Origin of the sequence: Streptomyces sp. CA-288835, from assembly GCF_050936385.1 — a bacterium.
Classification (GTDB): domain Bacteria; phylum Actinomycetota; class Actinomycetes; order Streptomycetales; family Streptomycetaceae; genus Streptomyces.
The window spans coordinates 2952964-2977649 of the sequence record NZ_JBNJMW010000001.1 but is presented as its reverse complement, the minus strand read 5'-3'; the positions used below and the strand labels follow the sequence as shown (position 1 = coordinate 2977649).

Genomic DNA, 24686 nt, shown 5'->3' with positions numbered 1-24686 from the left:
GTAGACGGGGGCTACAGGTGCACCACCGGGCAGGTCAGGGTACGGGTGATGCCGTCCACTTGCTGGACTTTCGCGACCACCATGCGGCCGAGATCATCAACGGTGTCGGCTTGGGCCCGCACGATCACGTCGTACGGTCCGGTCACGTCCTCGGCCTGGATCACCCCCGAAATCTTGCTGATCGTCTCAGCGACGGTCGACGCTTTGCCGACCTCCGTCTGGATCAGGATGTACGCCTGTACCACGGAACCTCCAGGGCGGCCACGAGGATCATGTGGGGAAAAGGAACGCCACGGTATCGCGTCGCCCCTCACCGCGGGGAGACCCGCGGGGGCCGATCTTGCACGCCGAGGTGTATGGACGACAGAAGTTGGCGGTCGACTCGACCGTACCCAGGTCGATGACGGCTCGCGACCGGGCAGCGGCAGTAACAGATCGGGCAGCGACAGTAACAGAAGGAGACGTACGACAATGAAGGGAACCGTGGGCGAGTTGGGGGAGTTCGGGCTCATCAGGGAGCTCACCTCACGGCTCACCACCACCCCGGCGGTACGCGTCGGGCCGGGCGACGACGCCGCCGTGGTGGCCGCCCCCGACCGCAGGGTCGTGGCGAGCACCGACATCCTCCTGGAGGGGCGGCACTTCCGCCGCGACTGGTCCACGGCGTACGACGTCGGGCGCAAGGCGGCGGCGCAGAACCTCGCTGACATCGCCGCCATGGGCGCCGTACCCACCGCGCTGCTGCTCGGCTTGGTCGTCCCGGCCGAACTCCCGGCCACCTGGCCTTCCGAGCTGATGGACGGCCTGCGCGACGAGTGCCAGGTCGCGGGCGCGGCCGTGGTCGGCGGCGATGTCGTACGCGGTGACACCATCATGGTCTCGATCACCGCGCTCGGCGATCTGCGCAACCACGAGCCGGTCACCCGCGGGGGCGCCCAGCCCGGCGATGTCGTCGCCGTGACGGGCTGGCTGGGCTGGTCCGCAGCCGGCCACGCGGTGCTCTCGCGCGGCTTCCGCTCGCCGCGTGCCTTCGTCGAGGCCCACCGGCGGCCCGAACCGCCGTACCACGCGGGCCCCGCGGCCGCTGGGCTCGGCGCGACCTCGATGACGGACGTCAGCGACGGGCTGATCGCCGACCTCGGGCATATCGCGGAAGCCAGCAAGGTACGGATCGACGTCCGCTCCGGCGCCGTCGACATCCCCTCGCAGATGAACGACATCGGGCAGGCCGTCGGCGTCGATCCCCTCCAGTGGGTGCTCACCGGCGGCGAGGACCACGCGATCGTCGCCACCTTCCCCTCGGACGTGAAGCTGCCCGCCCGCTGGAAGGTGATCGGCGAGGTCCTCAACCCCTCGGCGCTCCCGCAGGTCACCGTCGACGGGGCGCCGTGGACCAGCAAGGGCGGCTGGGATCACTTCGGGGACATCGAGTCATGAGTGGCGAGGGTGGCGGGAGTGCCAGGGGCACAGGCGTCGGGGGCGCTCCGCCGCGTGTGCTGACGGTCGCGGGTTCCGACTCCGGTGGAGGGGCCGGAATCCAGGCCGACTTGAAGACGATGCTCGCGCTCGGCGTGCACGGCATGAGCGTGCTCACGGCGGTCACCGCCCAGAACTCCCTTGGTGTGCAAGGCGCTTGGGAGCTTCCGGTGGAGGCGGTGCGGGCCCAGTACCGCAGCGTGGTCGACGACATCGGGGTGCAGGCGGTCAAGACCGGGATGCTGTCCTCGGCCGAACTCGTCGAGACGGTCGCCGAGTTGATCGGTGGCACGGACGCGCCCGCCGTCGTCGACCCGGTCGGCGTCTCCAAGCACGGCGACTCCCTGCTGGCCGAGGACGCCCTGGATTCCGTACGTACGAAGCTGCTGCCCGTCGCCACCGTGGCCACGCCGAATCTCGACGAGGTCGCCCAACTCACAGGCGTACGGGTCGAGTCGGAGGACGCGATGCGGCGAGCCGCGGCGGCCCTGCTCTCGTACGGGCCACAGTGGGCGCTCATCAAGGGCGGCCATCTCGTCGGCGACGCCGTGGACTTCCTCACCGACGGCTCCGAGGAGCACTGGCTGCGCGCTCCCCGTCTCGAGAACCGGCACACCCACGGCACCGGGTGCACCCTCGCGTCCGCGATCGCCTCGGGGCTGGCGAAGGGGCAGTCCGTGCCGGAGGCGGTGGCGGCGGCCAAGGAGTACGTGACCGAGGCGATCGCGGCGGGGTTCGCGCTGGGGGGCGGGATTGGGCCGGTGGACCATGGGTGGCGTTGGGGAGCGGGGCGGGCGTAAACGTTCGCGTAAACGATTGCGCAAGCGTTTACGCCAACGCTTACGTGGGCGCGCTGCCGTCGTGTTTGGCGTAAGCATTTACGCGTCTGCCCGGAGCGCGCAGCAAAAAGCCGGCCCACCTTCCGGTGGACCGGCCATGCAGCGAACCAGCAGTGGCCGCGCGCTAGCAGAGCGTCAGCGCGAGACCTTGCCGGCCTTGATGCACGAGGTGCAAGCGTTCACGCGCTTCGGCGTCCCGCCCACCACGGTACGGACGCGCTGGATGTTCGGGTTCCAGCGACGGGACGTACGGCGGTGTGAGTGCGAGATGTTGTTGCCGAAGCCCGGCCCCTTGCCGCAGACGTCGCAGTTGGCAGCCACGGGTCACTCCAAAGACTTCAGATGCTCTTACGGTTGATCCCGGCATGCCGGGATCAAGATCAAGGAATCCAGGATCTGAGTGGCGGTGCCAGGGAGAAGGCCCGATCGGATCGGGCAACCGGAGCAGCATACAACGACTGCGTCCGTACAACGAAACTACCATGGTCGGCCCGGGGGCCTGCCCCGGGCCACTTCCGGCGGAAACCTGACCTGGGTCTACGCTGCGTCCCACGTTCGCTGCTCAAGGAGGCGCAGGTGCCGCAGGTGCCAGAGAGGGAGGGGCGGCCCGAAGGGCCTCCGTTGAGGGCGGCGGTGGGAGACGGGCGGGCATTGGACGCTCTCGCGGTGCGCGCCTGGTGCGGACTCGCGCTTGAGGCACTCGGCCGCGCGCGCGAGGAGATCGACGCGATCAACGTCTATCCGGTCGCGGACGGGGACACCGGTACCAATCTGTATCTGACCGTGGAGTCGGCGGCTGGGGCGGTCGAGGCGGTGTTCGCGGCGCACTCCGCCGTTTCAAGCGGTGTCTCCGGCGGTGCCTCCGGTGCCTACAGCGCTTCTAGTGAAGAGGCGGCGGGGGCGGTTGAGCGGCCGACGCTCGCCGACGCGGTACGGGCGATGGCGCACGGCGCGCTCATCGGGGCCCGGGGGAACTCCGGGACGATCCTCGCGCAGCTGCTGCGGGGTATGGCCCAGGTGCTGGCCGCCGACAGCGAGACCGCCCGTGCCGACGGCCAGGGATTGCGGCTCGCTCTCAGGCAGGCGGCCGACTCGGCACGGCAGGCCGTCGCGCATCCCGTCGAGGGCACGGTGCTCACGGTCGCCTCGGCCGCCGCCGACGCCGCCTCCGGGGCCGAGGGCGACTGCGGGTCGGTGGCGCGGGCGGCGTACGAGGGGGCTCGGGCCGCTCTGGCGGCGACTCCGGGGCAGTTGGGGGCCCTGAAGCGGGCCGGAGTGGTGGACGCGGGCGGGCGCGGGCTTGTGGCCGTACTGGCGGCGCTGGTCGAGACGTTCACGGGGGAGGCGCCTGTAGCCGCGGGGGCGGTGCCGGTTCTCATGGGGCACGCGCGCGTGGAGGACGCCCCCGTGGAGCCGCTGGGCGACGTGGGGGAGTGCGCGGACGAAACCCCGGCTACGGAGGAGGGTGGGCCCGCGTTCGAGGTGATCTACCTCCTGGAGGCGGAGGACGCCGCCGTGGACCGGCTTAGGGAGCGGCTCGACGCCCTGGGTGACTCGCTCGTCGTGGTCGGCGGTGACGGGCTGTGGAACGTTCATGTGCACGTCGACGACGCCGGCGCGGCCGTGGAAGCGGGCGTCGAGGCCGGGCGGCCGTACCGGATCCGGATCACGCACTTCGGGGCCGGGGACGCGCATATGGCGGGCGCCGCCGGGCGGCCGGTGCGTGAGCGGGTGCAGCGCGCGGTCGTGGCCGTGGTCCCCGGAGAGGGGCTGGCCGGGCTGTACACCGAAGCCGGCGCGACGACCGTTCTCGCGCGCCCGGAGGAGCCGCCCGCGAGCGGAGAGCTCGTCGAGGCGATACGGCGGGCCCACGCGCGCGAGGTGGTGTTGTTGCCCAACGACGCCGACTTGCGGCACACGGCTGCCGCGGCGGCCGAGCAGGTCCGCGCGGACGGAGTCCGGGTCGCCCTGATCCCCACGCGTTCCGCGGTGCAGGGGATCGCGGCGCTCGCCGTGCACGAGCCGGAGCGGCGCTTCGACGAGGACGTCGTCTCGATGACCTCGGCGGCCGGGGCGACCCGCTACGCCGAACTCGCCGTCGCGGAACGGGAGTTCTGGACCAGTGCCGGCATCTGCCAGGCCGGGGACATCCTGGGCCTCATCGAGGGCGATGTAGCGGTGATCGGCTCCGACATCACGGCCACCGCCGAAACCGTCCTCGACCGCATGCTCTCGGCGGGCGGCGAGATGGTCACCCTGGTCCTGGGCGACGAGGCTCCCGATACGATCGCCGCCCACCTCGAAGCCCGGGTACGCGAGTCCTACCTGGCCGTCGACACGGTGGTGTACCGGGGCGGTCGGCAGGGCGCGCTGCTGCTGATCGGCGTGGAGTAGCCCCGAAGCCGAAACCGAAGCCGAGGGCATGGGCAGGCCGCGCGCTCTACGGCTCCTGGTCCTCCGTTCCCGTCATGTACAGCAGTTCCTCCGCCTGCGCCCGTCGGGACGCCACCGTTTCGTCGTCATCGGCGGTGGTGTCGGCCTCCTTGTACGCCGCGAGAACCACGCGCGCGCGTGCCGCCGCCGCTTCGGGGCGCCCGAGGTCGGCCTCCAGCCAGGCGGCGGCGAGTTCGGCGCCCGTACGGCTGTGGAGGCCTGCTTCGCCCAAGGAGGCGAAGCCCGTGATGGCCCGTGTGATGTGGGCGAGGGACTCCTCGAACACGGCCTCGATCGACTCGTCGTCGGCGTCGCCGGCCACGGACCGGGCGATCAGGTCACCGAACTGCCGGTGTGTATCGGCGAGTTCGGCGGTGAGGTGGTCACGGGCGGCGTCGTCCTCCGGTACGGCGACCTCGCACTCCTGGACCGCCGCCGCCATCAACTCCCGTGCCGCGTCGAGCCCGGAGCACTCCTCGCGAGCCACGACCCACGCGCGCGCCCGCAGGGAGCGGACCAGTCCGTGGACGTTGCCGAGGGAGCGCCACAGGTCACCGGCGCGCTCGTAGGCGCGCTCCGCCTGGTCGGGCAGCCCGGCGTTACCCAGGGCTTCCGCAGCGAGGTGCGCGAGCGTGGCGTGGTCGCGCTGCTCGGGCCAGTGCCGGGCGATCTCGGCGGCCCGGAGCAGGTGCTCGGCAGCTTCGCGGTGCTCTCCGAGCTCGGCGAGGCAGTCGCCGAGCCACCACCGGGTCTGTACGAGCGCACCCTCGCCGTGCGTCTCCGCGGCCAGTTCGGTCAGCGCCGACTCCAGTACCTCCGCGGCCTCCGCCCAGCGTTCCTGGTTCACCAGGAAGCCGCCGAGCTGATGCCGCGCCCAGGCGCCGAGTGTGGCCCCCTCGCCGCCCTCGTCGGCCCAGTACGCCGCCTCCAGTGCGTGATCCGCGGCAGGCCCGAACCGGCCGGTGGCGCCTAGGACTTCGGCCAGCTGGAGGTGCAGCTGGGCATGGCCCGTCGCCTCCAGGTACGGCCCGCCGTGCTCCAGCGCCGCCCGGGCCGCCCGCTCCGCCGCCTCAGCGTCGCCCAGGTGGCGTGCCATGCCGGTGAGCCGGGCCTCGTACTCCACCGCGAACCACGGCAGCCCGGCCGCCACGAACGCCTCCGAGGCCCGCGTGAGCAGCTCTGTGGCCCTCTCCACGTCCCCGGCGTGCGCCGCGAGCTCCCCGAGCATGGCGTGCGCCTCCGCGGCGCGTGCGGCGACCAGGAGGTCGTCCCCGGTGTGCGGCTCGGCGAGGGCCAGCAGCTCCCGCACGGCGGACTCCGCGGCGGCGAACGCCTCGTCTACCTCGCCTCCCCCGTCTCCGGAGAGGCCGTTTTCGCGCTCCTCCGCCGCCTCCTGCACCCGCTGCATCAGGATTCGGGCCCGCCCCACCAGCACGGAGGCCGCCTGCTGAACGCCGGTCCCGCCTTCCGCGAGGAGGCCGAGCACCCGCTCGTACGGCTCCGAGACCGCGGCCAGCGCCTCGTCGGTGCGGCCGGAGAGGGCCCGTACGTACGCTCCACGCGCGCGTGCCGCCAGGGCCTCGCCCGGGTCGCCGGCCTCGGTGTACAACTCGGCGGCGCGGGCGAACAGTTCCACGCCCTCGGGACCGAGGCCCATCGCCTGGTGGTCGGTCATCTCCGCGCGGTCCCGGGGCGCCAGCTCCTCGTCACCGGCCGCCTCGGCTACCGCGGCCCACGCCGCCACGGACCCCGGGTGCAGCGAGGCCGAGAGCCGACGGGCCTCGGCGAGCAGCGCGGACAGGTCCGGCTCGGAGGGTGCGGCTCCGGCGGTCTCCGTGGGGGGCGGGGCGGACGTGGGCCTCACGGGAGCCGTCACGGTCCGGGACCGTATGCCCAAGGGCAGCCGGTCCACCAGCGGCTGTCGGCTCATTCGCTCCCGGATGCGAGTGCCGACGTACGGCGTGCCGTTGCGCTCGTCGAAACGGGCCGCCAGCGAAAGTGCCTCCCCGCGCGCGTGGGCGGCGAGTTCGCGTGCCGTCCAGCTCCGCCCGGCCGGGCCGGGCACCGGCTGGTCGCCCCTGCCGAGTTCGGTGACGCGGTCCATCAGGAGCGCCACCACGGCCATGAAATCGAGCTTGCTGAGCGGCTCCCCGGAGTCCGTGAAATACGCCGGACGCTCCGCGAGCAACTCCAGGCCGCGGGCTTCGTTGCCGGTGAGCGCGCAGAACTCCACATGGTTGGCATACGCGCTCCGCATGCTCTCCATGGACCGCACCAGCCGGAAGCCCCGCAGATGGTGGGCACGCGCCTCGTCCAGGCGGCCAAGACGCAGCAGCGGGAGCAAGGAGGACGCCAGCGCCGCGTGCGGCTCGTGCGCGCAGGTGTACTCGCCCTCCAGGACCGGCGACCACAGCTCCAGCGCACGGGCGTCCTCGACCCGCTGCGCCCGCCACCAGCCCTGGTCGTGCAGCTCACATGCGTGGCAGTCGGCCATGCTGTCCCGGTCGGCGGCCAGCCACGCCGCGAACGCCCGCTCGGCACGTACCACGTCCCCGACGTGCGCGGCCACGCTGAACTCGGCACTGCGCACGGCCCGTTCGGAGTGCCCGGCGAGGCGATAGCGGTGCTCCATCTCGCCGAGCCACTTCTCGATGGAGGCGAGCGGTATGTGCGGCTGGCACAGCATGCCGGACGACATCCACTTGAAGACCCAGTGCAGCGAGTGGGTCTCGTACGCGTCGAAGTCCTCGGGCCGTTCGTCCCACATGCGCAGCAGACGCGCGAAGGGGACGAACATCTTGGCGCTCTCGGAGCTGTAGTTGTAGACCTTCAGCTGGTGCCCGAGCGCCTCGATCACGGCGAGCGGGATGCCCAGCTTCTCGGCCTCCGAAAGGAACTGCTCCGCGCGCGCGTTGCGGGCCGGGCCCTCCGGCTGCTCGTAGTTCTCGGCTATCGCCTGGCGCAGCGCCTCGAAGTCCATGGTCGCGCTCATCGGCCGCCCTCCTCCGGGGAGTTGCTGTGGGTGGCCCACTCCAGGAGGCCGATGAAGGCACGGTTCAGGAGTGCCGAATCCGCAGGGCGCAGGGGGCGCTGCGCCATCAGCAGGGCCTGTCCGTAGAGCGACTCCGTGGCCGTACCGATCAACTCCGGGTCGTCGAGAGAACTGACCTTCCGGATGAGCGGGTTGAGGTGGTTGAGCACCAGCCGCGCGCGCGGGGCGCTGCCGCGCAAGGAGCCGAGGATGCCCGCCCACAGGTCGTCGGCCTGCTCCTCGGCGTCCGCGCGCGCCTGTTCGTGACGCACCGACCGGTCGTCCAGGTGCAGCGCCGGCACGGAGAGGGGATGGAAGGCGCGCAGCACTACATCGCACCCCAGGGGGTCGAGTTTCGCCCGCGCGGCCCCCAAAAAGCCGGACAGCGCCAGCTCCTCTGCCGGGTCGACCGCGTCCAGGTGCGCGGTCACCGTGTCGGCGTCCAGCTCGGCGACCACCGTCCCCGGGCGCACCGAGGGCAGCGCCTCGACGAGCTCACTGTCGTACGTGTAGCCGCCGTTGATCACCCCGACGCCCTGCGCGGAGGCGATCGGGGCGACCTGCCGGAACTCCTCCACGGTCCGCGTGAAGTGCACCACCGGGTGCCGCGACGCGAACTCCTCCAGGGACAGCCGTCCGTCGCTCGTCTCGAAGGGCAGCCACGGCAGCATCGTGCGCAGCATCTCCTTGTCGTGCCGCGCAAGGGACTTCACGCCCAGGTGGTGCACCGACAGGAAGGCCGCAAGCCGCTCCGGATCGCCCGCGGCGAGCCCGGTCAGCCAGGACCGGATCCGCTCGCCCAGCGCCTCCCGTACGGCCGCCAGGGTCTCGTCCTCGTACAGCGACTCCCGGGACGCGGTGGGCCGCAGACTGTCCGTGTCGAGGACACAGCGCACGAAGAACGCCCAGTCGGGCAGCAGCCGTTCGGCCCGCTCGGTGAGCAGCATGCCCTTCAGATGCACACGATGACCGGCACGCTGGGCCGGGCTGACCGCGGACGGCAGCACGTACGCCACGCCGCGGATCCCGGCGAGCGGCACGTCAAGGTCGATGGAGTCCAGCGGTGTGAAGCCGAACTGGTCGTGACAGTGCCGCGCCAGGGCCACCCTTCGGGTGGCGGGAGACGGGTACGAGCGATCCCAGGGCGCCGGAAGGTCGGTCACCGCCTCCTCGCCCACCCGTACGTCGTACGGAAGCAGCGACCCGAAGTCCCGGGCCAGCGCCAGCACACGCTCCCCTGACAGCCACTCGGCGGCGCCCGGACGGGCCACCAGATGCACGGTTGTGCCCGGCTCGGTACGGGCCTCATCAGGCAGCGTACGGACCCGGTACGAGCCGTCGTCCGTCGCCGTCCACTCGACGGGCGGTGCGTCAGGCGTACGTGCGCTGCGGCTGACCACCCGGATGCGTTCGGCCACCACGAAACAGGCCAGCAGGCCTATCCCGAACTGCCCGAGGAAGTCGGAGCGCGCCGACTCAAGACCGTCGTCCCGCTTGGAGCTGCGGCCGATCGTCGCGAGGAGGTTGTGTACATCCGCCTCGGTGAGCCCGATCCCGGAGTCCTCCACGCGCAGCGCGCCGTCCTCCGCGAACAGCCGCACCCGGGCGGGCGCCTCCGGCTGCTCGGCGCGGCGGGCGGTGATCGCGTCCACGGCGTTCTGCAGCAACTCGCGCAGGTAGACCTTGGGACTGGAGTAGAGATGGTGGGAGAGCAGGTCCACAAGTCCGCGCAGGTCGACCTGGAACGTATGGGGTGACTGAGATGCCTGGGAGTTCTGAGAATCCGAAATCTGAGAGTCCATCGTCGCTGCGCCGGTGGGGGGACGTGCGACGGCGCGGGGTCGGGCGGTCCCGCGAGGTGACCGCGAACAAGGCCGGAGCGCGCAATCCTAGGCCCGAACGGACCCGCCTGACCAGCGGAATTCCGGGACGTATACGGCGTTGTCAGTGGTGTGGTGTGCAATGGATCTCGTGCCCGCGCTAGATGAACCACTGAAGAAGGTGCTCGGCCCCGCCACCGCGAAGGTGATGGCCGAGTTCCTCGGCCTGCACACCGTCGGCGACCTGCTGCACCACTATCCGCGCAGGTACGAGGAGCGCGGCCAGCTCACCCACCTCGCCGACCTGCCCATGGACGAGCACGTCACGGTGGTCGCCCAGGTCGCCGACGCCCGCCTGGTCACCTTCTCCTCGCCCAAGGCCCCGCGCGGGAAGGGCCAGCGCCTCGAAGTGACCATCACGGACGGCAGCGGCCGCCTCCAGCTGGTCTTCTTCGGTAAGGGCGCCCACAAGCCCCACAAGGAGCTCCTGCCGGGCACGCGCGCGTTGTTCGCGGGCAAGGTCTCCGTCTTCAACCGCCGACTCCAACTCGCCCACCCCGCCTACGAGTTGCTGCGCGGAGACGGCGAGGAGGCCATCGACAAGTGGGCCGGATCGCTTATCCCGATCTACCCCGCCACCGCCAAGCTGGAATCCTGGAAGATCGGCAAGTCCGTCCAGACCGTGCTGCCGAGCGCCCAGGAGGCCGTCGACCCGCTGCCGGACTCGCTCAGGGACGACCGTGATCTCCTCCCGCTTCCCGAAGCGCTCCTGAAGATCCACCAGCCGCGCACCAAGGCCGACTACACACAGGCCCGCGACCGCCTCAAGTGGGACGAGGCCTTCGTCCTCCAAGTAGCCCTGGCCCGCCGTCGCCACGCGGACGCCCAACTCCCGGCCGTCCCGCGCAAACCCACCCCGGAGGGCCTGCTCACCGCCTTCGACGCCAAGCTCCCCTTCACCCTCACCGAGGGCCAGCAGAAGGTCTCCAAGGAGATCTTCGACGACCTGGCCACCGAGCACCCGATGCACCGGCTGCTCCAGGGAGAGGTGGGTTCCGGAAAGGCGCAGCCACTCGACTCCCTGGTCCTGACGCCCACAGGCTTCAAGAGAATGGGCGACGTCTCGGAGGGTGATGCGGTGGTGACTCCCACGGGAGAAATTGCCCTGGTGGACGGAGTCTTTCCGCAGGGCCAGCGGGACGTTTGGCGGTTGATTCTGTCCGACGACACCGCCGTGGAATGCGATGACGAGCATCTGTGGATCGTGGGCACGAGTTGTGCCTGGGACCGGGGGCAGGCGCCGAAGGTGTTGACCACGCGGGAGATCAGAGCAGATACCTACAAGGCCAATGGCTCGTCGAAGTGGTATCTGCCTGAAGCGACGCCAGTGGACCTGAGCGACGGCACGATGCCGCCTCTGGATCCTTATCTTTTTGGACTGCTTCTGGGCGATGGATCATTTCGACACAACCTTCGTGTGTCGACGATCGACGAAGAGATTCTGGCTGCTGTGCGCTCCGCCGTGGTTCCGGATTGCGAGCTGGTGCCGGTGCCCGGCTCGCGCTGCGACTACACCATCAGACTGTCCGGGCCGAAAGGCGGGACACGGAGGAATCCGGTTATCAGTGTGCTGCGTTCGCTGAGGCTTTGGGGGGCAAGCTCGCACGACAAGTTTCTCCCCTCTGTCTTCATGAACACGTCGATCAAGGACCGCCTTGCCGTGTTGCAGGGGCTGATGGACACGGATGGGACCGTGGACGCTCAAGGCATGAGCGTCTCATTCTGTTCGGTCTCCAGGCAGCTGGCCGATGACGTTGCCTGGCTGGTCCGGTCGCTTGGAGGCCGGGCGAGGGTGCTGCCGAAGAAATCCGCCTTCAACGTGTCGATTGCCTTGCCCGAGGAGTTCGTCCCCTTCCGGCTTGCCCGGAAAGCGGGCCGCATGCGCCCCCGGCCGAAATACAACACGTTCCGGCGTGGGATCCGCGCCGTCGAGTACGTGGGCCGCAAGCCGGTCCAGTGCATCAGCGTCGCTCATCCGAGCCATGCCTACATCACCGACAACTTCACGGTCACCCACAACACGATGGTCGCCCTGCGCGCCATGCTCGCCGTCGTCGACGCGGGCGGGCAGGCCGCGATGCTCGCGCCCACCGAAGTGCTCGCGCAGCAGCACCACCGGTCGATCACGGAGATGATGGGGGAGTTGGCCGAGGGGGGGATGCTGGGCGGGGCCGAGCAGGCCACCAAGGTGGTGCTGCTGACCGGCTCCATGGGTGCCGCCGCCCGCAGGCAGGCGCTTCTTGATCTCGTCACGGGCGAGGCGGGGATCGTGATCGGCACGCATGCGCTGATCGAGGACAAGGTGCAGTTCCACGACCTGGGGCTGGTCGTGGTCGACGAGCAGCACCGGTTCGGGGTCGAGCAGCGGGACGCCCTGCGCGGCAAGGGCAAGCAGCCACCGCACCTGCTCGTCATGACCGCCACACCCATCCCGCGTACCGTCGCGATGACCGTCTTCGGTGACCTGGAGACCTCCGTTCTCGACCAGCTCCCCGCCGGACGTTCACCCATCGCCAGCCATGTCGTCCCCGCCGCCGACAAACCGCACTTCCTGACGCGCGCGTGGGAGCGCGTACGCGAGGAGGTGTCCAACGGGCATCAGGCGTACGTGGTCTGCCCGCGCATCGGGGACGAGGAGGACGGCTCGGCCAAGAAGAAGTCCCCCGAGGACGAGGCCGAGAAGCGCCCGCCGCTCGCCGTCTTGGATGTCGCCGACCAGCTCGCCAAGGGCCCGCTCCAGGGACTCAAGGTCGAGGTGCTGCACGGCCGTATGCAGCCGGACGACAAGGACGCCGTGATGCGCCGCTTCGCCGCGGGCGAGACGGACGTCCTGGTCGCCACGACGGTGATCGAGGTCGGGGTGAACGTCCCGAACGCCACGGTGATGGTGATCATGGACGCGGACCGGTTCGGCGTATCGCAGCTGCATCAGCTGCGCGGCCGGGTCGGCCGGGGCTCCGCCGCGGGCCTGTGCCTCCTGGTCACCGAGATGCCGGAGGCCAGCCCGGCCCGGGCCCGACTCGGTGCCGTGGCCGCCACGCTGGACGGCTTCGAGCTGTCCCGCATCGACCTGGAACAGCGCCGGGAGGGCGACGTCCTCGGCCAGGCCCAGTCCGGCGTGCGTTCCTCGCTGCGCATGCTCACCGTCGTAGAGGACGAGGACATCATTGCCGAGGCCCGCGAGGAGGCGACCGCGGTCGTCGCCGCGGACCCCGACCTCACGCGCCTGCCCGCCCTGCGCACGGCTCTGCAGGCCTTGCTGGACGAGGAGAGGGAGCAGTTCCTGGAGAAGGGCTGACAGACTGGAACCGTCACAACCGCTCGTTCCACGACAAGGACAGAGATGACCCGCGTGATCGCCGGCCGGGCCGGCGGGCGCCGCCTGGCCGTCCCGCACGGAACCCGTACCCGGCCCACCTCCGACCGGGCACGCGAGGGCCTCTTCTCGACCTGGCAGTCCCTGCTCGGCGGCCCCCTGGAGGGCGAGCGCGTCCTCGATCTGTATGCCGGCTCAGGCGCCGTCGGCCTGGAGGCACTGTCACGCGGCGCCGGGCACACCCTCCTCGTCGAGGTCGACGCCCGAGCGGTGCGCACCCTCAAGGAGAACGTGAAAACGCTCGGGCTGCCCGGCGCCGAGGTGAGATCCGGCAAAGCGGCGCAGATCATCCGCGCGGGGGCGCCGACAGCCCCGTACGACCTGATCTTTCTCGATCCGCCGTACGACGTCCCGGACGACGATCTTCGCGAGATCCTGCTCACACTCCGTGCGGAGGGCTGGCTCGCGGGCGAAGCGCTCGTCACCGTTGAACGCAGTACTAGAGGCGGCGAATTCCGGTGGCCCGGCGGCTTCGAGGCACTGCGCTCCCGTCGTTACGGCGAGGGGACGTTTTGGTACGGTCGCGCCGCCTCAACGTGCGAAGACGCACGATGACCGGACTGGAGAGCGAGGGACCTCAGTTGCGCCGCGCCGTCTGTCCCGGGTCATTCGACCCGATCACCAACGGACACCTCGACATCATCGCCCGAGCGTCCAAGCTGTACGACGTCGTGCATGTCGCGGTGATGATCAACCAGTCCAAGAAGGGCCTCTTCGAGATCGACGAGCGGATCGATTTGATCCGCCAGGTCACCGCGGAGTTCGGGAACGTCGAGGTGGAGTCCTTCCACGGCCTTCTCGTCGACTTCTGCAAGCAGCGCGATATCCCCGCGATCGTCAAGGGACTCCGCGCGGTCAGCGACTTCGACTACGAGCTGCAGATGGCCCAGATGAACAACGGCCTCTCCGGAGTCGAGACCCTCTTCGTCCCCACCAACCCCACCTACAGCTTCCTGTCCTCCTCGCTCGTCAAGGAGGTCGCGGCCTGGGGCGGCGATGTCTCCCACCTGGTGCCGCCGCTGGTCCTCGAAGCCCTCAACGAACGCCTCAAGAAGGACTGAGACAGCACTCGGACGGGACCGGGACGGTCCCTGTGGGCTGACAGTGCGTCACCCGGTGTCGGATGGGGCGGGAGTGGCCGTACAGTCGATCCGTCCGTCTCCATCACAGCTGTAGAGAGTGGCGAGCACCGGTGGACGTGCAGAAGAAGCTCGATGAGATCGTCGCGGCGGTCGGCAGCGCCCGTTCGATGCCCATGTCGGCCTCGTGCGTGGTCAACCGCGCCGAACTGCTCTCCCTGCTCGAAGAGGTGCGCCAGGCGCTGCCCGGCTCCCTCGCCCAGGCCCAGGAACTCATCGGCGGGCGCGAGCAGTTGGTCGAGCAGGCCCGCGAGGAGGCCCAGCGGATCATCGAGTCCGCGCACGCAGAGCGCGGCTCGCTGGTCTCCGGCACCGAGATCGCCCGCCGCTCCCAGAACGAGGCGGACCGCATCCTCGCCGAGGCCCGTAAGGAGGCGGAGGAGATCCGTGCGGAGGCCGACGACTACGTCGACTCCAAGCTCGCCAACTTCGAGGTCGTCCTCACCAAGACCCTCGGCTCCGTCGGCCGCGGCCGCGAGAAGCTCCTCGGCACCGGACCCGGCCTCGACGAGCACGGATACGAGGACGAGGACGCCCCCGAGCGCAGCCACGACCCCCAGACCCTGCGCCGCAACGCCGATGAATACGTCGACGTCAAGCTCGGCGCCTTCGAGGCCGTTCTCGCCAAGACCCTGGAGGCCGTCGGCCGCGGCCGCCAGAAGCTGCACGGCCGCATCGCCACCGACGACCTGGGCGCCCTCACGGACGACGGGACGCCCGTGCAGCACACCACCGACGCCGAGTACCTGGACGGCCTCGCGGCCCCCGCGGACGCCCCCGCCCGGACGCCCGCCGAACCGGCCGCGGCCGTTCCCGCGCAGCAGTCGTACGGCCACCAGGATCAGCAGGGCCAGCAGCAGTACGCGTATCAGCAACAGTCCGACGCGTACGGCTATCAGCAGCCATACGGCCAGCAGGACCAGCAGTACACGTACCAGCAGCAGGCCGATCCCTACGCCGTGTACCCGCAGCAGGGCTACGACCCGAACGCCCAGCAGGCCGGATACGACCCCAACCAAGGGCAGCAGGCCTACGGGCAGCAGCAGCCCGAGCCGCAGGCGCACGCCCTCGACGAGACCAGCCTTTTCGACACGAGCATGATCAGCGCCGAGCAGCTGCGTCAGTACGAGCAGGAGCGCGGCGGACGCTGACGAAGGGCGCCCACAGGGCGTACGCCAGGCGTCCTGGGCGGCCGGTGCGCACCGGATTGGGCCGAGAGCGCAAGGTCCAGTATCCTGGCTCTTCGGTCGCGCGTTCGTCCGCGATCCACGCTGCCCGGGAACATCTGGGGTGGCGACTGAGTTTCAAGATCGAAAGCAGGAATGGCCCTGAACGCCCGCCTCGACCACCGCAACCCGCTCGTGTTCGACACACACGAGCTGGGGCGACGTCCTGGTGCGCTGCAGCGGCTGACCCGCGCGGTCGACGCTCCCAAGGACCTCGGTATCCAGGGAGTGATCGGAGTGCCGGAAGGCGCGCCGGTGGAGCTCGAACTCCGGCTCGAGTCGGTCATGGAGGGTGTCCTGGTCACAGGGACCGCCCGGGCCGTCGCCGAGGGGGAGTGCGTAAGGTGTCTGGAGCCGCTTCAGCTGGAACTCGAAGCGGACTTCCAGGAGATGTTCTCGTACCCCGACGCCGATGACCGGGGCCGCCCGAAGGCGGAACCGGCCGACGACGCCGAGGAAGACGAGGACAGGCTTTTCATCGAGGACGGCTTGTTCGACCTCGAGCCTGTGCTGCGTGATGCGGTGGTGCTCGCACTGCCGATGCAGCCGGTGTGCCAGGAGGACTGCGAGGGACTGTGCTCCGAGTGCGGAGTACGTCTCTCGGACGAACCTGGCCACCACCATGACGCCGTCGACATCCGTTGGGCGGCACTGCAGGGACTCGCCGGTTCACTCGAAGATGGCGAGAAGGACGAGATCAGCGGCGCCGAATCGGGCGTCGACGAGAAGCAGGAGAAGTAGCCGTGGCTGTTCCGAAGCGGAAGATGTCGCGCAGCAACACGCGCCACCGCCGGTCGCAGTGGAAGGCTGCGGTCCCCAACCTGGTTGCGTGTGAGCGCTGCCACGAGCCCAAGCTGCAGCACATCGCGTGCCCGGCTTGCGGCACCTACAACAAGCGCCAGGTCCTCGAGGTCTGAGCGGCTGGTGAGAGGCTTCATGTCTGACGCCAAGGCGGACGTAAACGCCAAGAAAAAGGCGGACACCACAGCCTCGTCCCACACGCTTCTGGAAGGGCGGCTCGGCTACAAGCTTGAGTCCGCCCTTCTGGTGCGTGCGCTGACCCACCGTTCGTACGCGTACGAGAACGGCGGTCTGCCCACCAACGAGCGGCTGGAGTTCCTCGGGGACTCCGTGCTCGGCCTGGTGGTCACGGACACGCTGTATCGCACCCACCCCGACCTGCCCGAAGGCCAGCTGGCCAAGCTGCGGGCCGCGGTGGTCAACTCGCGTGCGCTGGCGGAGGTGGGCCGCGGGCTCGAACTCGGCTCCTTCATCCGGCTCGGCCGCGGTGAAGAGGGCACGGGCGGCCGGGACAAGGCGTCCATCCTCGCCGACACCCTTGAAGCGGTGATCGGCGCGGTGTACCTCGACCAGGGGCTGGACTCGGCGGCGGAGCTGGTGCACCGCCTGTTCGACCCGCTGATCGAGAAGTCATCGAATCTCGGTGCCGGCCTGGACTGGAAGACCAGCCTCCAGGAGCTCACCGCGACCGAGGGGCTCGGCGTGCCCGAGTACCTGGTCACGGAGACCGGCCCGGACCATGAGAAGACCTTTACTGCTGCCGCCCGCGTCGGAGGCGTCTCGTACGGCACCGGCACCGGCCGCAGCAAGAAGGAAGCGGAGCAGCAGGCCGCGGAGTCCGCGTGGCGGGAGATCCGCTCCGCCGCGGACGAACGCGCGAAGGCGGCCGCGGAGGCCGACGGGGACGTCGGCGTCCCCTCGACCGCGGGGTCGGACACGGCTCCTGCCTGACACACGGCCATAGCCGTCACCAATCGCCCGTCCCCGGCCAAGGGGACGGGCGATCGTGTTCAGCAGCCCCGGCCCGGCCCGCCTGAGAGGCAGCGGTACGCTGCGGGCGCGGCGCGACCAGCCACGGACGGCCCGCAGTTCTAAGCCGCCCTGTCGGCGGAGCGCCCACGTATCCGGAGGAGAAACCGTGCCCGAGCTTCCTGAGGTCGAGGTCGTACGGCGCGGGCTTGAGCGCTGGGTCAGCGGGCGGATCATCGCCGATGTACAGGTGCTGCATCCGCGCGCGGTGCGCCGGCACATCGCGGGCGGTGAGGACTTCGGAGCCCGGCTCAAGGGGCACCGGATCGGGCTGCCTCAGCGGCGCGGCAAGTACCTCTGGCTGCCTCTCGCCGACCAGCCGAGCGCCGTACTCGCGCACCTCGGCATGAGCGGCCAGCTGCTCGTGCAGCCGGAGGGCGCGCCCGACGAGAAGCACCTGCGCATCCGCGTCCGCTTCGACGACACCCTCACCACCGAGCTCCGCTTCGTCGACCAGCGCACCTTCGGCGGGCTCTCCCTGCACACGACCACCCCCGAAGGGCTGCCGGACGTCATCGCGCACATCGCCCGCGACCCGCTGGACCCGCAGTTCGACGATGCCGCCTTCCACGAGAAGCTGCGGCGCAGACGTACGACCATCAAGCGGGCCCTGCTCGACCAGTCGCTGATCAGCGGTGTCGGCAACATCTACGCGGACGAGGCGCTGTGGCGCTCCCGGCTGCACTACGACCGCCCGACCACCGGTTTCACGCGCCCGCGCACCGCCGAACTCCTCGGCCACGTACGGGACGTGCTGTACGAGGCCCTCACTGCCGGCGGCACCAGCTTCGACAGCCTGTACGTCAACGTGAACGGCGAGTCCGGCTACTTCGACCGGTCCCTCGACGCGTACGGGCGGGAGGGCGAGCCGTGCCGGCGCTGCGGCACCGCGATCAGGCGGCGGCCCTGGATGAACCGGTCCAGCTACTTCTGCCCGCGCTGTCAGCGAGTGCCGCGGGTCGCGTCGTAACGCTCGCGTGCCGTCAGGATCTCGCCCATGCGCCCCTCCACGAAGTGGATGAGGCCCAGCAGCCGCTCGGCGACCTCGCGGCCCAGCGGCGTGAGTTCGTAGTCCACGCGCGGCGGGTTCGTGGGCTGCGCCTCGCGGTGCACCAGACCGTCGCGCTCCAGGGCGTGCAGCGTCTGCGACAGCATCTTTTCGCTCACGCCGTCGACACGGCGGCGCAGCTCGTTGAAGCGGAACGGGCCTTCGTACAGCGCCCCGAGCGTGAGCCCGCCCCAGCGCCCCGTGACGTGCTCCAGGGTGCCCCGCGAGGGACACGCCTTGGAGAACACGTCGAACGCGAGGTCCTGTGTCTCCGTGAGGTCCATACCTTCAGCGTACTCCGGCGCAGCGCGCACCGGCAGGTGGCGCTAACCAATAGAAACCGCTAGCGGGCGAAGTTCAGCAGTTAGAGCTCAGTAGCTGAAGCTCAGTAGCCGAAGTCCTGCGTCCACCAGGGGCCGCCCGGAGCGAAGTGGGCGCCGACTCCCAGGGTCTTGAAGTCGCAGTTCAGGATGTTCGCGCGGTGGCCGGGGCTTTCCATCCAGGCCGCCATGACCGCCTCGGCGTCGGCCTGGCCGCGGGCTATGTTCTCGCCGCCGAGGTTCGCTATGCCGAGCCCATCCGCACGGTCCCAGGGGGTGGCCCCGTTCGGGTCGGTGTGATCGAAGAAGTCCAGCTCGGCCATTGCCTCGCTGAAGGACTGAGCCAGCTTGGCGAGCGTGTTGGACGCCGTCACCGGGCTGCAGCCCGCCTTCTCCCGCTCCTGGTTCACCAGCTTGAGCACCTCGGCCTCCGCCGCGGTCTGCGGGGACACCGCCTTGGGCGGGGTGGGCTTGGGCACCTTCGTGGCCGCACGCGGCGGAGTGGGCTTCGGCTTCTCCGGAGTCTTCGTGGTCGGCTTCGCGGAGGGTTCCTTGGTGGGTTCCTTCGTCGGCTCCGTGGGCGTCGGCGAAGGCGAGGGAGAACGGTTGGCGTCGCGGCTCGTACCGGAGTCGTCGCGGTCGTCCGAGGAGCCGTCCGCACCGCCCTGCGTGCCGAGGTCGGTCGGGAAGCCCGAGGTCTGCACCTTGCCCGCGTTGCTGCCGCCGGCCGTGTTGGTGTCACCACCGCCCGGGATCAGCCCGGAGGCGACCGCGACGGCACCCATCGCTACGGCCGCGGAGGCGCCGAGCAGACCGGTGCGCACCGGCACCGCGGCCTTGACCTTCTTACGGCGGCGGTGCGAGCCCCCTCCGCGGGGGCCGGGGACGGACGCGAAGCTGGTCGTGGCGTACGCGTCGACGTCGCTCGTCGCGTAGAGGTAGGCGGCGCTTCCCTGAGCGGTGTCGCCCGTCGCGAAGAGATATGCGTCACTGTGCGTGTAGGCATCGTTCTGCGGGTAGAGGGCATGCTGGTAGCGGCCCTGCCCGGCCGCCGAGATGGCGTCAGTCACGTAGTAGCCCGGGTCGGCCGTTGAGTAGCCGCCGGTGTGTGATCCGTACGTTTGCGTGACGCCGGTGGCGCGGCCTGTGGCGGCGCGGCCGGCGGCGGAGCGTCGGTGGCGTCCCATCTCCTGGCCTTCCTCATCTTGCAGTCAACGTTCCCCACTCGAACGAGTGAGGTGCATTGCGTCGGGACGGTACCGCATGACGCAAGAGTAAGAAGTGCTCAGAGGCCAAATGACTGGTTAGCGTGCAGCCATGAACGACGATGTGCGACTCGTGGCATGGGTGCGCGGAAGCGTCCAAGGTGTGGGTTTCCGCTGGTTCACCCGTGCCAAGGCGCTGGAGCTCGGCGGACTGAGTGGCTTTGCTCTCAATTTGCCGGACGGCCGGGTTCAGGTGGTCGCCGAGGGGCCGCGGGCCGGCTGTGAGGGACTGCTCGACTGGCTACGGGGAGACGACACACCCGGCCGGGTCGACGGAGTCACCGAGATTTGGGACACACCCCGCGGCGGCTACGACGGCTTCGCCATCCGCTGAGATCCACTGCTCGTCACGGGCCGCAACACCGCAGGCAGGGGAGCGTGAGCGGCCCCGGGCACCTGCCCGAGGCAGAAACCAGCTGGTGGTTGCCAAGAACCGCTTGCCGTGGCAGGCTCGCGCAGCAAGGATGATCTCTACGCCCTAAGGGCCCCGAAGGAGACGCAGCGCCGCCCGTTTTCAGGCCGCGCGCCCCGGGTTGCCCGTCAATACGGGGCGTGATCGTGTTGACCGTCAAACTTTTTGGTGAGACGCTGAAAGCCCCGCGCACCTTAGCTGTTTGGCATGTAAGAACGGCAGCAACAACTGAACAGTGCCAAGCACAACGGGTGCGATTCCCTCACGACCCACACCGCTTCGGTCGGTCACTCATTGTGGAGGACCATCCATCATGGCAAAGGCGCTTCTCGGTTACGTCGGCGGCTCTGACCCGCGACTCCTCGCCGAGATGCGACGGCTCCAGCAGCGCGTCCAGGACCTGGAATCCGAGCTCGTACGGATCCAGGCCGAGAACGACGAGCTGACGGCTGCCGCTTCTCACGAACAGCTCCTGAAGAGCATCGACGTACCCCAGGCGGAGCCTGCGCTCACCTGACCACTTGGGCCCACAAGGCCGCCGGTGATCAGGCTGTCCGAGTCAGCCGCTAACCAGTGTTGCAAGGGACGCTTCGGCGTCCCTTCTTTTTGCCCCCGCCTCTGTCCCGCGCACTCTTTCACCCTCTTTAACGTCTGGTGTGCCCTGCACGTTCATGGGCGAAACCGTTCGTTCATGGAGTGAGACAGGCCCGGAAGGTAGAGTCCGGCGGCGTGCACCTCAAGGCCCTGACCCTGAGAGGGTTCAAATCGTTCGCTTCGGCGACCACGCTCCGGTTCGAGCCGGGGATCACGTGTGTCGTCGGACCGAACGGTTCGGGCAAGTCCAATGTCGTGGACGCGCTCAGCTGGGTCATGGGCGAGCAGGGCGCCAAGTCGCTGCGCGGCGGCAAGATGGAGGACGTCATCTTCGCCGGCACCACCGGGCGCCCGCCGCTCGGCCGCGCCGAAGTGTCCCTCACCATCGACAACTCCGACGGCGCGCTGCCCATCGAGTACGCCGAGGTCACCATCACGCGGATCATGTTCCGCAACGGCGGCAGCGAGTACCAGATCAACGGCGATACATGCCGATTGCTGGACATTCAGGAGCTGTTGTCCGACTCCGGTATCGGCCGCGAGATGCACGTCATCGTCGGCCAGGGCCAGCTCGACTCCGTACTGCACGCCGATCCGATGGGCCGCAGGGCCTTCATCGAGGAGGCCGCGGGCGTCCTCAAGCACCGTAAGCGCAAGGAGAAGGCGCTGCGGAAGCTGGACGCCATGCAGGCGAACCTCGCGCGTGTGCAGGACCTGACGGACGAACTGCGGCGCCAGCTCAAGCCGCTCGGCCGGCAGGCGGCCGTCGCCCGCCGCGCCGCCGTCATCCAGGCCGACCTGAGGGACGCCCGGCTGCGGCTGCTCGCCGACGATCTCGTACGACTCCGCCAGGCGCTCCAGACCGAGATCGCCGACGAGGCCGCGCTCAAGGAACGCAAGGACGCCGCCGAGGCCGAACTGAAGAAGGCGCTCCAGCGGGAGGCAGAGCTCGAGGGCGAGGTGCGGCGTCTCACCCCGCGGCTCCAGCGGGCGCAGCAGACCTGGCACGAGCTGTCGCAGTTGGCCGAGCGGGTGCGCGGCACGATCTCGCTGGCCGACGCCCGCGTCAAGAGCGCGACCTCCGTGCCCGCCGAGGAGCGGCGCGGGCGTGATCCCGAGGACATGGAGCGCGAGGCCGCACGGATCCGGGAGCAGGAGGCCGAGCTCGAAGCGGCCCTCGAGGCGGCCGAACGGGCACTGGAGGACACCGTTGCCCACCGGGCCGATCTTGAACGCGAACTGGCGGTGGAGGAACGGCGGCTGAAGGACGTGGCCCGCGCCATCGCCGATCGCCGCGAAGGGCTCGCCCGGCTGAACGGCCAGGTCAACGCGGCCCGTTCACGCGCCGCCTCCGCCCAGGCCGAGATCGACCGCCTCGCCTCCGCTCGCGACGAGGCCCAGGAGCGGGCGGTCGCCGCGCAGGAGGAGTACGAGGCGCTCAAGGCCGAGGTCGACGGCCTGGACGAGGGCGACGCGGAGCTGGCCGAGCGGCACGAGGCGGCCAAGTCGGCGCTTGCGGAGGCGGAGTCAGCCCTGGCGGCGGCCCGTGAGGCGGCCACCGCGGCGGAACGCAAGCGGGCCGCCACCCAGGCCCGCCACGAGACCCTGGCTCTCGGCCTGCGCCGCAAGGACGGCACGGGCGCCCTGCTCGCGGCGAAGGAACGGCTCACCGGCCTGCTGGGCCCGGCCGCCGAACTCCTGACGGTCACCGCGGGCTACGAGGTCGCCCTGGCCGCCGCCTTCGGCACGGCGGCGGACGCCATCGCGGTCACCACCCCGAACGCGGCCGCCGACGCCATCCGCCTCCTCCGCAAGCAGGACGCCGGGCGAGCCGCCTTGTTGCTCGCGGGGGCACCCGAGGCGGTTCCGGCATCGGGCGACGGCGCCCCCAGCGACGTAACTCCGGAGCGCGACGGGCTTTCGTACGCCGCTGATCTCGTCCGCGGGCCCGCTGAACTCATGCCCGCCGTGCGGCGGTTGCTGCGAGGCATCGTCGTGGTGGCGACCCTTGAGGACGCCGAGGACGTGGTGAGTGCGCGGCCGGAGCTGACCGCTGTGACTGCCGAAGGCGATCTGCTCGGGGCGCACTTCGCGCACGGAGGGTCGGCCGGGGCGCCGAGTCTGCTCGAGGTGCAGGCCTCCGTCGACGAAGCCGCGGCGGAGCTGGAAGAACTCGCTGTGCGGTGCGAGGAGTTGAGCGAGGCGCAGCATCTCGCCGCCGAGCAGCGGAAGGAACGGGTCGCGCTCGTCGAGGAGTTGGGGGAGCGGCGGCGGGCCGGGGAGCGGGAGCGGTCGGCGGTCGCCCAGCAGCTCGGGCGGCTGGCGGGGCAGGCCCGAGGGGCGGCAGGCGAGGCCGAGCGGAGCACCGCCGCGGCCGCGCGGGCGCAGGAGGCCCTCGACAAGGCCCTGGAGGAAGTCGAAGAGCTGGCCGAACGGCTCGCCGTGGCCGAGGAGATGCCCGTCGAGGAGGAGCCCGACACCTCCGTACGGGACCGGCTCGCCGCGGACGGCGCCAACGCGCGGCAGACCGAGATGGAGGCCCGGCTCCAGGCGCGTACGCACGAGGAACGGGTCAAAGGGCTGGCCGGGCGGGCCGATTCGCTGGACCGGGCCGCGCGCGCCGAACGTGAGGCACGCGCGCGTGCCGAGCAGCGCAGGGCCCGGCTGAGACACGAGGCCGCTGTCGCCGAGGCCGTCGCCTCCGGTGCGCGGCAACTGCTCGCGCACGTCGAGGTCTCGGTGGGCCGGGCGGAGGAGGAGCGGGCCGCCGCCGAGAGCGCCAAGGCCCTGCGCGAGCAGGATCTCGTCGTGGCCCGGAACGAAGGCCGCGATCTGAAGGCTGAGCTCGACAAGCTCACGGACTCCGTGCACCGCGGCGAGGTGCTCGGTGCCGAGAAGCGGCTGCGGATCGAGCAGCTGGAGACGAAGGCGCTGGAGGAGCTCGGTGTGGAGCCGGCGGGGCTCGTCGCCGATTACGGCCCCGACCAGCTCGTACCGCCCTCACCGCCCGCCGAGGGCGAAGAGCTGCCCGAAGACCCCGAGCACCCGCGCAATCAGCCCCGGCCGTTCGTGCGGGCCGAGCAGGAGAAGCGGCTCAGATCGGCCGAGCGGGCGTACCAGCAGCTCGGCAAGGTCAACCCGCTGGCCCTGGAGGAGTTCGCCGCGCTGGAGGAGCGCCATCAGTTCCTCAGCGAGCAACTGGAGGACCTCAAGAAGACGCGCGCCGATCTCCTGCAGGTGGTGAAGGAGGTCGACGAGCGCGTCGAGCAGGTCTTCACCCAGGCGTTCTGGGACACGGCCCGCGAGTTCGAGGGCGTCTTCAGCAGGCTGTTCCCGGGCGGTGAGGGGCGGCTGATCCTGACCGACCCCGACAACATGCTCACCACGGGCGTCGATGTGGAGGCCCGGCCACCGGGCAAGAAGGTCAAGCGGCTCAGCCTGCTCTCCGGCGGCGAACGCTCGCTGACCGCCGTGGCGATGCTCGTGTCGATCTTCAAGGCCCGGCCCAGCCCGTTCTATGTGATGGACGAGGTCGAGGCGGCGCTCGACGACACCAACCTGCAGCGGCTCATCCGCATCATGCAGGAGCTGCAGGAGGCCTCGCAGCTGATCGTGATCACCCACCAGAAACGCACGATGGAGGTCGCCGACGCGCTGTACGGCGTCTCCATGCAGGGCGACGGGGTCTCGAAGGTCATCAGTCAGCGGCTTCGCTAGCTCGGCTGCGCCCGCTCTCGGATCGCTCGGCGTTGCGTGGCGGTCACAACATGGGCACGACATTTAAGCAACGAACACAAAATCCTTACCTGCTTATGGA

The 24686-nt window shown here is 70.2% G+C and carries 20 protein-coding genes; 14 read left to right on the top strand and 6 right to left on the bottom strand.

Going from position 1 to position 24686, the window contains the following annotated elements:
- Positions 1-11 precede the first annotated feature (11 nt).
- Complete coding sequence (locus ACQEVY_RS13330) at positions 12-245, bottom strand: Lrp/AsnC ligand binding domain-containing protein (RefSeq protein WP_165258562.1); 234 nt, start codon at positions 243-245, stop codon at positions 12-14.
- 226 nt (positions 246-471) lie between these two features.
- Between ACQEVY_RS13330 and ACQEVY_RS13325 the strand changes: the two genes are divergently transcribed.
- Positions 472-1437 (top strand): thiamine-phosphate kinase, encoded by a 966-nt coding sequence (locus tag ACQEVY_RS13325; protein ID WP_432948075.1) that lies wholly within the window; start codon positions 472-474, stop codon positions 1435-1437.
- Positions 1434-2276 carry a bifunctional hydroxymethylpyrimidine kinase/phosphomethylpyrimidine kinase gene (gene thiD, locus ACQEVY_RS13320; RefSeq protein WP_432948073.1) on the top strand — a complete coding sequence of 281 codons (843 nt, stop codon included), beginning with the start codon at positions 1434-1436 and terminating at the stop codon, positions 2274-2276. Before ACQEVY_RS13325 ends, thiD begins: the two co-directional genes overlap by 4 nt.
- 174 nt (positions 2277-2450) lie before the next feature.
- On the opposite strand, the gene rpmB is transcribed toward thiD, so the two are convergent.
- A complete protein-coding gene (rpmB, locus tag ACQEVY_RS13315) occupies positions 2451-2636 on the bottom strand; it encodes a 50S ribosomal protein L28 (protein WP_003993230.1) in 186 nt (61 codons plus the stop codon).
- 264 nt (positions 2637-2900) lie between these two features.
- Here rpmB and ACQEVY_RS13310 point away from each other — a divergent pair, with 264 nt between their 5' ends.
- Positions 2901-4709, top strand: a complete 1809-nt coding sequence (locus ACQEVY_RS13310; RefSeq protein WP_432955199.1) for a DAK2 domain-containing protein — start codon at positions 2901-2903, stop codon at positions 4707-4709.
- Between the two features lie 46 nt (positions 4710-4755).
- Here the strand turns inward: ACQEVY_RS13310 and ACQEVY_RS13305 are convergent, their stop codons facing one another.
- Both ACQEVY_RS13305 and ACQEVY_RS13300 read right to left on the bottom strand, forming a co-directional pair.
- Positions 4756-7740 (bottom strand): tetratricopeptide repeat protein, encoded by a 2985-nt coding sequence (locus tag ACQEVY_RS13305; RefSeq protein ID WP_432948071.1) that lies wholly within the window; start codon positions 7738-7740, stop codon positions 4756-4758.
- Positions 7737-9581 (bottom strand): HSP90 family protein, encoded by a 1845-nt coding sequence (locus ACQEVY_RS13300; RefSeq protein WP_432948069.1) that lies wholly within the window; start codon positions 9579-9581, stop codon positions 7737-7739. The genes ACQEVY_RS13305 and ACQEVY_RS13300 overlap by 4 nt, the downstream gene beginning before the upstream one ends.
- Before the next feature lie 160 nt (positions 9582-9741).
- Between ACQEVY_RS13300 and ACQEVY_RS13295 the strand changes: the two genes are divergently transcribed.
- The 8 genes from ACQEVY_RS13295 to mutM all read left to right on the top strand — a co-directional run bounded on the left by ACQEVY_RS13295 (position 9742) and on the right by mutM (position 18200).
- Positions 9742-12957, top strand: a complete 3216-nt coding sequence (locus tag ACQEVY_RS13295; RefSeq protein WP_432948067.1) for a helicase-related protein — start codon at positions 9742-9744, stop codon at positions 12955-12957.
- A gap of 45 nt (positions 12958-13002) precedes the next feature.
- Complete coding sequence (gene rsmD, locus ACQEVY_RS13290; RefSeq protein WP_432948065.1) at positions 13003-13590, top strand: 16S rRNA (guanine(966)-N(2))-methyltransferase RsmD; 588 nt, start codon at positions 13003-13005, stop codon at positions 13588-13590.
- A gap of 26 nt (positions 13591-13616) precedes the next feature.
- Positions 13617-14096, top strand: a complete 480-nt coding sequence (gene coaD / locus ACQEVY_RS13285; protein ID WP_328774065.1) for a pantetheine-phosphate adenylyltransferase — start codon at positions 13617-13619, stop codon at positions 14094-14096.
- A 131-nt stretch (positions 14097-14227) separates the two neighbouring features.
- Positions 14228-15325: an ATP synthase F0 subunit B gene (locus ACQEVY_RS13280; protein ID WP_432948063.1), complete on the top strand. Its 1098-nt coding sequence runs from the start codon at positions 14228-14230 to the stop codon at positions 15323-15325.
- Between the two features lie 171 nt (positions 15326-15496).
- Positions 15497-16141, top strand: a complete 645-nt coding sequence (locus ACQEVY_RS13275; protein WP_432948061.1) for a YceD family protein — start codon at positions 15497-15499, stop codon at positions 16139-16141.
- 2 nt (positions 16142-16143) lie between these two features.
- Positions 16144-16317 (top strand): 50S ribosomal protein L32, encoded by a 174-nt coding sequence (gene rpmF / locus ACQEVY_RS13270; RefSeq protein WP_033321093.1) that lies wholly within the window; start codon positions 16144-16146, stop codon positions 16315-16317.
- A gap of 19 nt (positions 16318-16336) precedes the next feature.
- The gene (gene rnc, locus ACQEVY_RS13265; protein WP_432948059.1) at positions 16337-17152 is read left to right on the top strand and encodes a ribonuclease III; all 816 of its coding nucleotides are present in this window, start codon (positions 16337-16339) and stop codon (positions 17150-17152) included.
- 187 nt (positions 17153-17339) lie between these two features.
- On the top strand, positions 17340-18200 hold the full coding sequence (mutM, locus tag ACQEVY_RS13260) for a bifunctional DNA-formamidopyrimidine glycosylase/DNA-(apurinic or apyrimidinic site) lyase (protein ID WP_432948057.1): 861 nt from the start codon (positions 17340-17342) through the stop codon (positions 18198-18200).
- Here mutM and ACQEVY_RS13255 read toward each other — a convergent pair.
- Together ACQEVY_RS13255 and ACQEVY_RS13250 are read right to left on the bottom strand one after the other, a co-directional pair.
- Complete coding sequence (locus ACQEVY_RS13255; RefSeq protein WP_432948055.1) at positions 18173-18562, bottom strand: winged helix-turn-helix transcriptional regulator; 390 nt, start codon at positions 18560-18562, stop codon at positions 18173-18175. The two genes, mutM and ACQEVY_RS13255, sit on opposite strands and share 28 nt — an antisense overlap.
- 101 nt (positions 18563-18663) lie before the next feature.
- Entirely contained in the window at positions 18664-19785 is a 1122-nt protein-coding gene (locus ACQEVY_RS13250) for a CAP domain-containing protein (protein ID WP_432948053.1), read from the bottom strand.
- A gap of 130 nt (positions 19786-19915) precedes the next feature.
- Here ACQEVY_RS13250 and ACQEVY_RS13245 point away from each other — a divergent pair, with 130 nt between their 5' ends.
- The 3 genes from ACQEVY_RS13245 to smc all read left to right on the top strand — a co-directional run bounded on the left by ACQEVY_RS13245 (position 19916) and on the right by smc (position 24586).
- Complete coding sequence (locus ACQEVY_RS13245) at positions 19916-20197, top strand: acylphosphatase (RefSeq protein WP_328768378.1); 282 nt, start codon at positions 19916-19918, stop codon at positions 20195-20197.
- A 391-nt stretch (positions 20198-20588) separates the two neighbouring features.
- Positions 20589-20792 (top strand): hypothetical protein, encoded by a 204-nt coding sequence (locus ACQEVY_RS13240; RefSeq protein WP_165338055.1) that lies wholly within the window; start codon positions 20589-20591, stop codon positions 20790-20792.
- Between the two features lie 212 nt (positions 20793-21004).
- The gene (gene smc / locus ACQEVY_RS13235; RefSeq protein ID WP_432948050.1) at positions 21005-24586 is read left to right on the top strand and encodes a chromosome segregation protein SMC; all 3582 of its coding nucleotides are present in this window, start codon (positions 21005-21007) and stop codon (positions 24584-24586) included.
- The last annotated feature ends 100 nt before the right edge of the window (positions 24587-24686 follow it).

What these genes read in the sequence shown, in the direction of transcription:
- ACQEVY_RS13275 (WP_432948061.1), top strand. Translation starts at nt 15,497, where the DNA reads ATGGCCCTGAACGCCCGCCTCGACCACCGCAACCCGCTCGTGTTCGAC.
- ACQEVY_RS13305 (WP_432948071.1), bottom strand. Translation starts at nt 7,740, where the DNA reads ATGAGCGCGACCATGGACTTCGAGGCGCTGCGCCAGGCGATAGCCGAG.
- rsmD (WP_432948065.1), top strand. Translation starts at nt 13,003, where the DNA reads ATGACCCGCGTGATCGCCGGCCGGGCCGGCGGGCGCCGCCTGGCCGTC.
- thiD (WP_432948073.1), top strand. Translation starts at nt 1,434, where the DNA reads ATGAGTGGCGAGGGTGGCGGGAGTGCCAGGGGCACAGGCGTCGGGGGC.
- ACQEVY_RS13295 (WP_432948067.1), top strand. Translation starts at nt 9,742, where the DNA reads ATGGATCTCGTGCCCGCGCTAGATGAACCACTGAAGAAGGTGCTCGGC.
- ACQEVY_RS13325 (WP_432948075.1), top strand. Translation starts at nt 472, where the DNA reads ATGAAGGGAACCGTGGGCGAGTTGGGGGAGTTCGGGCTCATCAGGGAG.
- ACQEVY_RS13250 (WP_432948053.1), bottom strand. Translation starts at nt 19,785, where the DNA reads ATGGGACGCCACCGACGCTCCGCCGCCGGCCGCGCCGCCACAGGCCGC.
- ACQEVY_RS13245 (WP_328768378.1), top strand. Translation starts at nt 19,916, where the DNA reads ATGAACGACGATGTGCGACTCGTGGCATGGGTGCGCGGAAGCGTCCAA.
- ACQEVY_RS13255 (WP_432948055.1), bottom strand. Translation starts at nt 18,562, where the DNA reads ATGGACCTCACGGAGACACAGGACCTCGCGTTCGACGTGTTCTCCAAG.
- ACQEVY_RS13300 (WP_432948069.1), bottom strand. Translation starts at nt 9,581, where the DNA reads ATGGACTCTCAGATTTCGGATTCTCAGAACTCCCAGGCATCTCAGTCA.
- rnc (WP_432948059.1), top strand. Translation starts at nt 16,337, where the DNA reads ATGTCTGACGCCAAGGCGGACGTAAACGCCAAGAAAAAGGCGGACACC.
- ACQEVY_RS13240 (WP_165338055.1), top strand. Translation starts at nt 20,589, where the DNA reads ATGGCAAAGGCGCTTCTCGGTTACGTCGGCGGCTCTGACCCGCGACTC.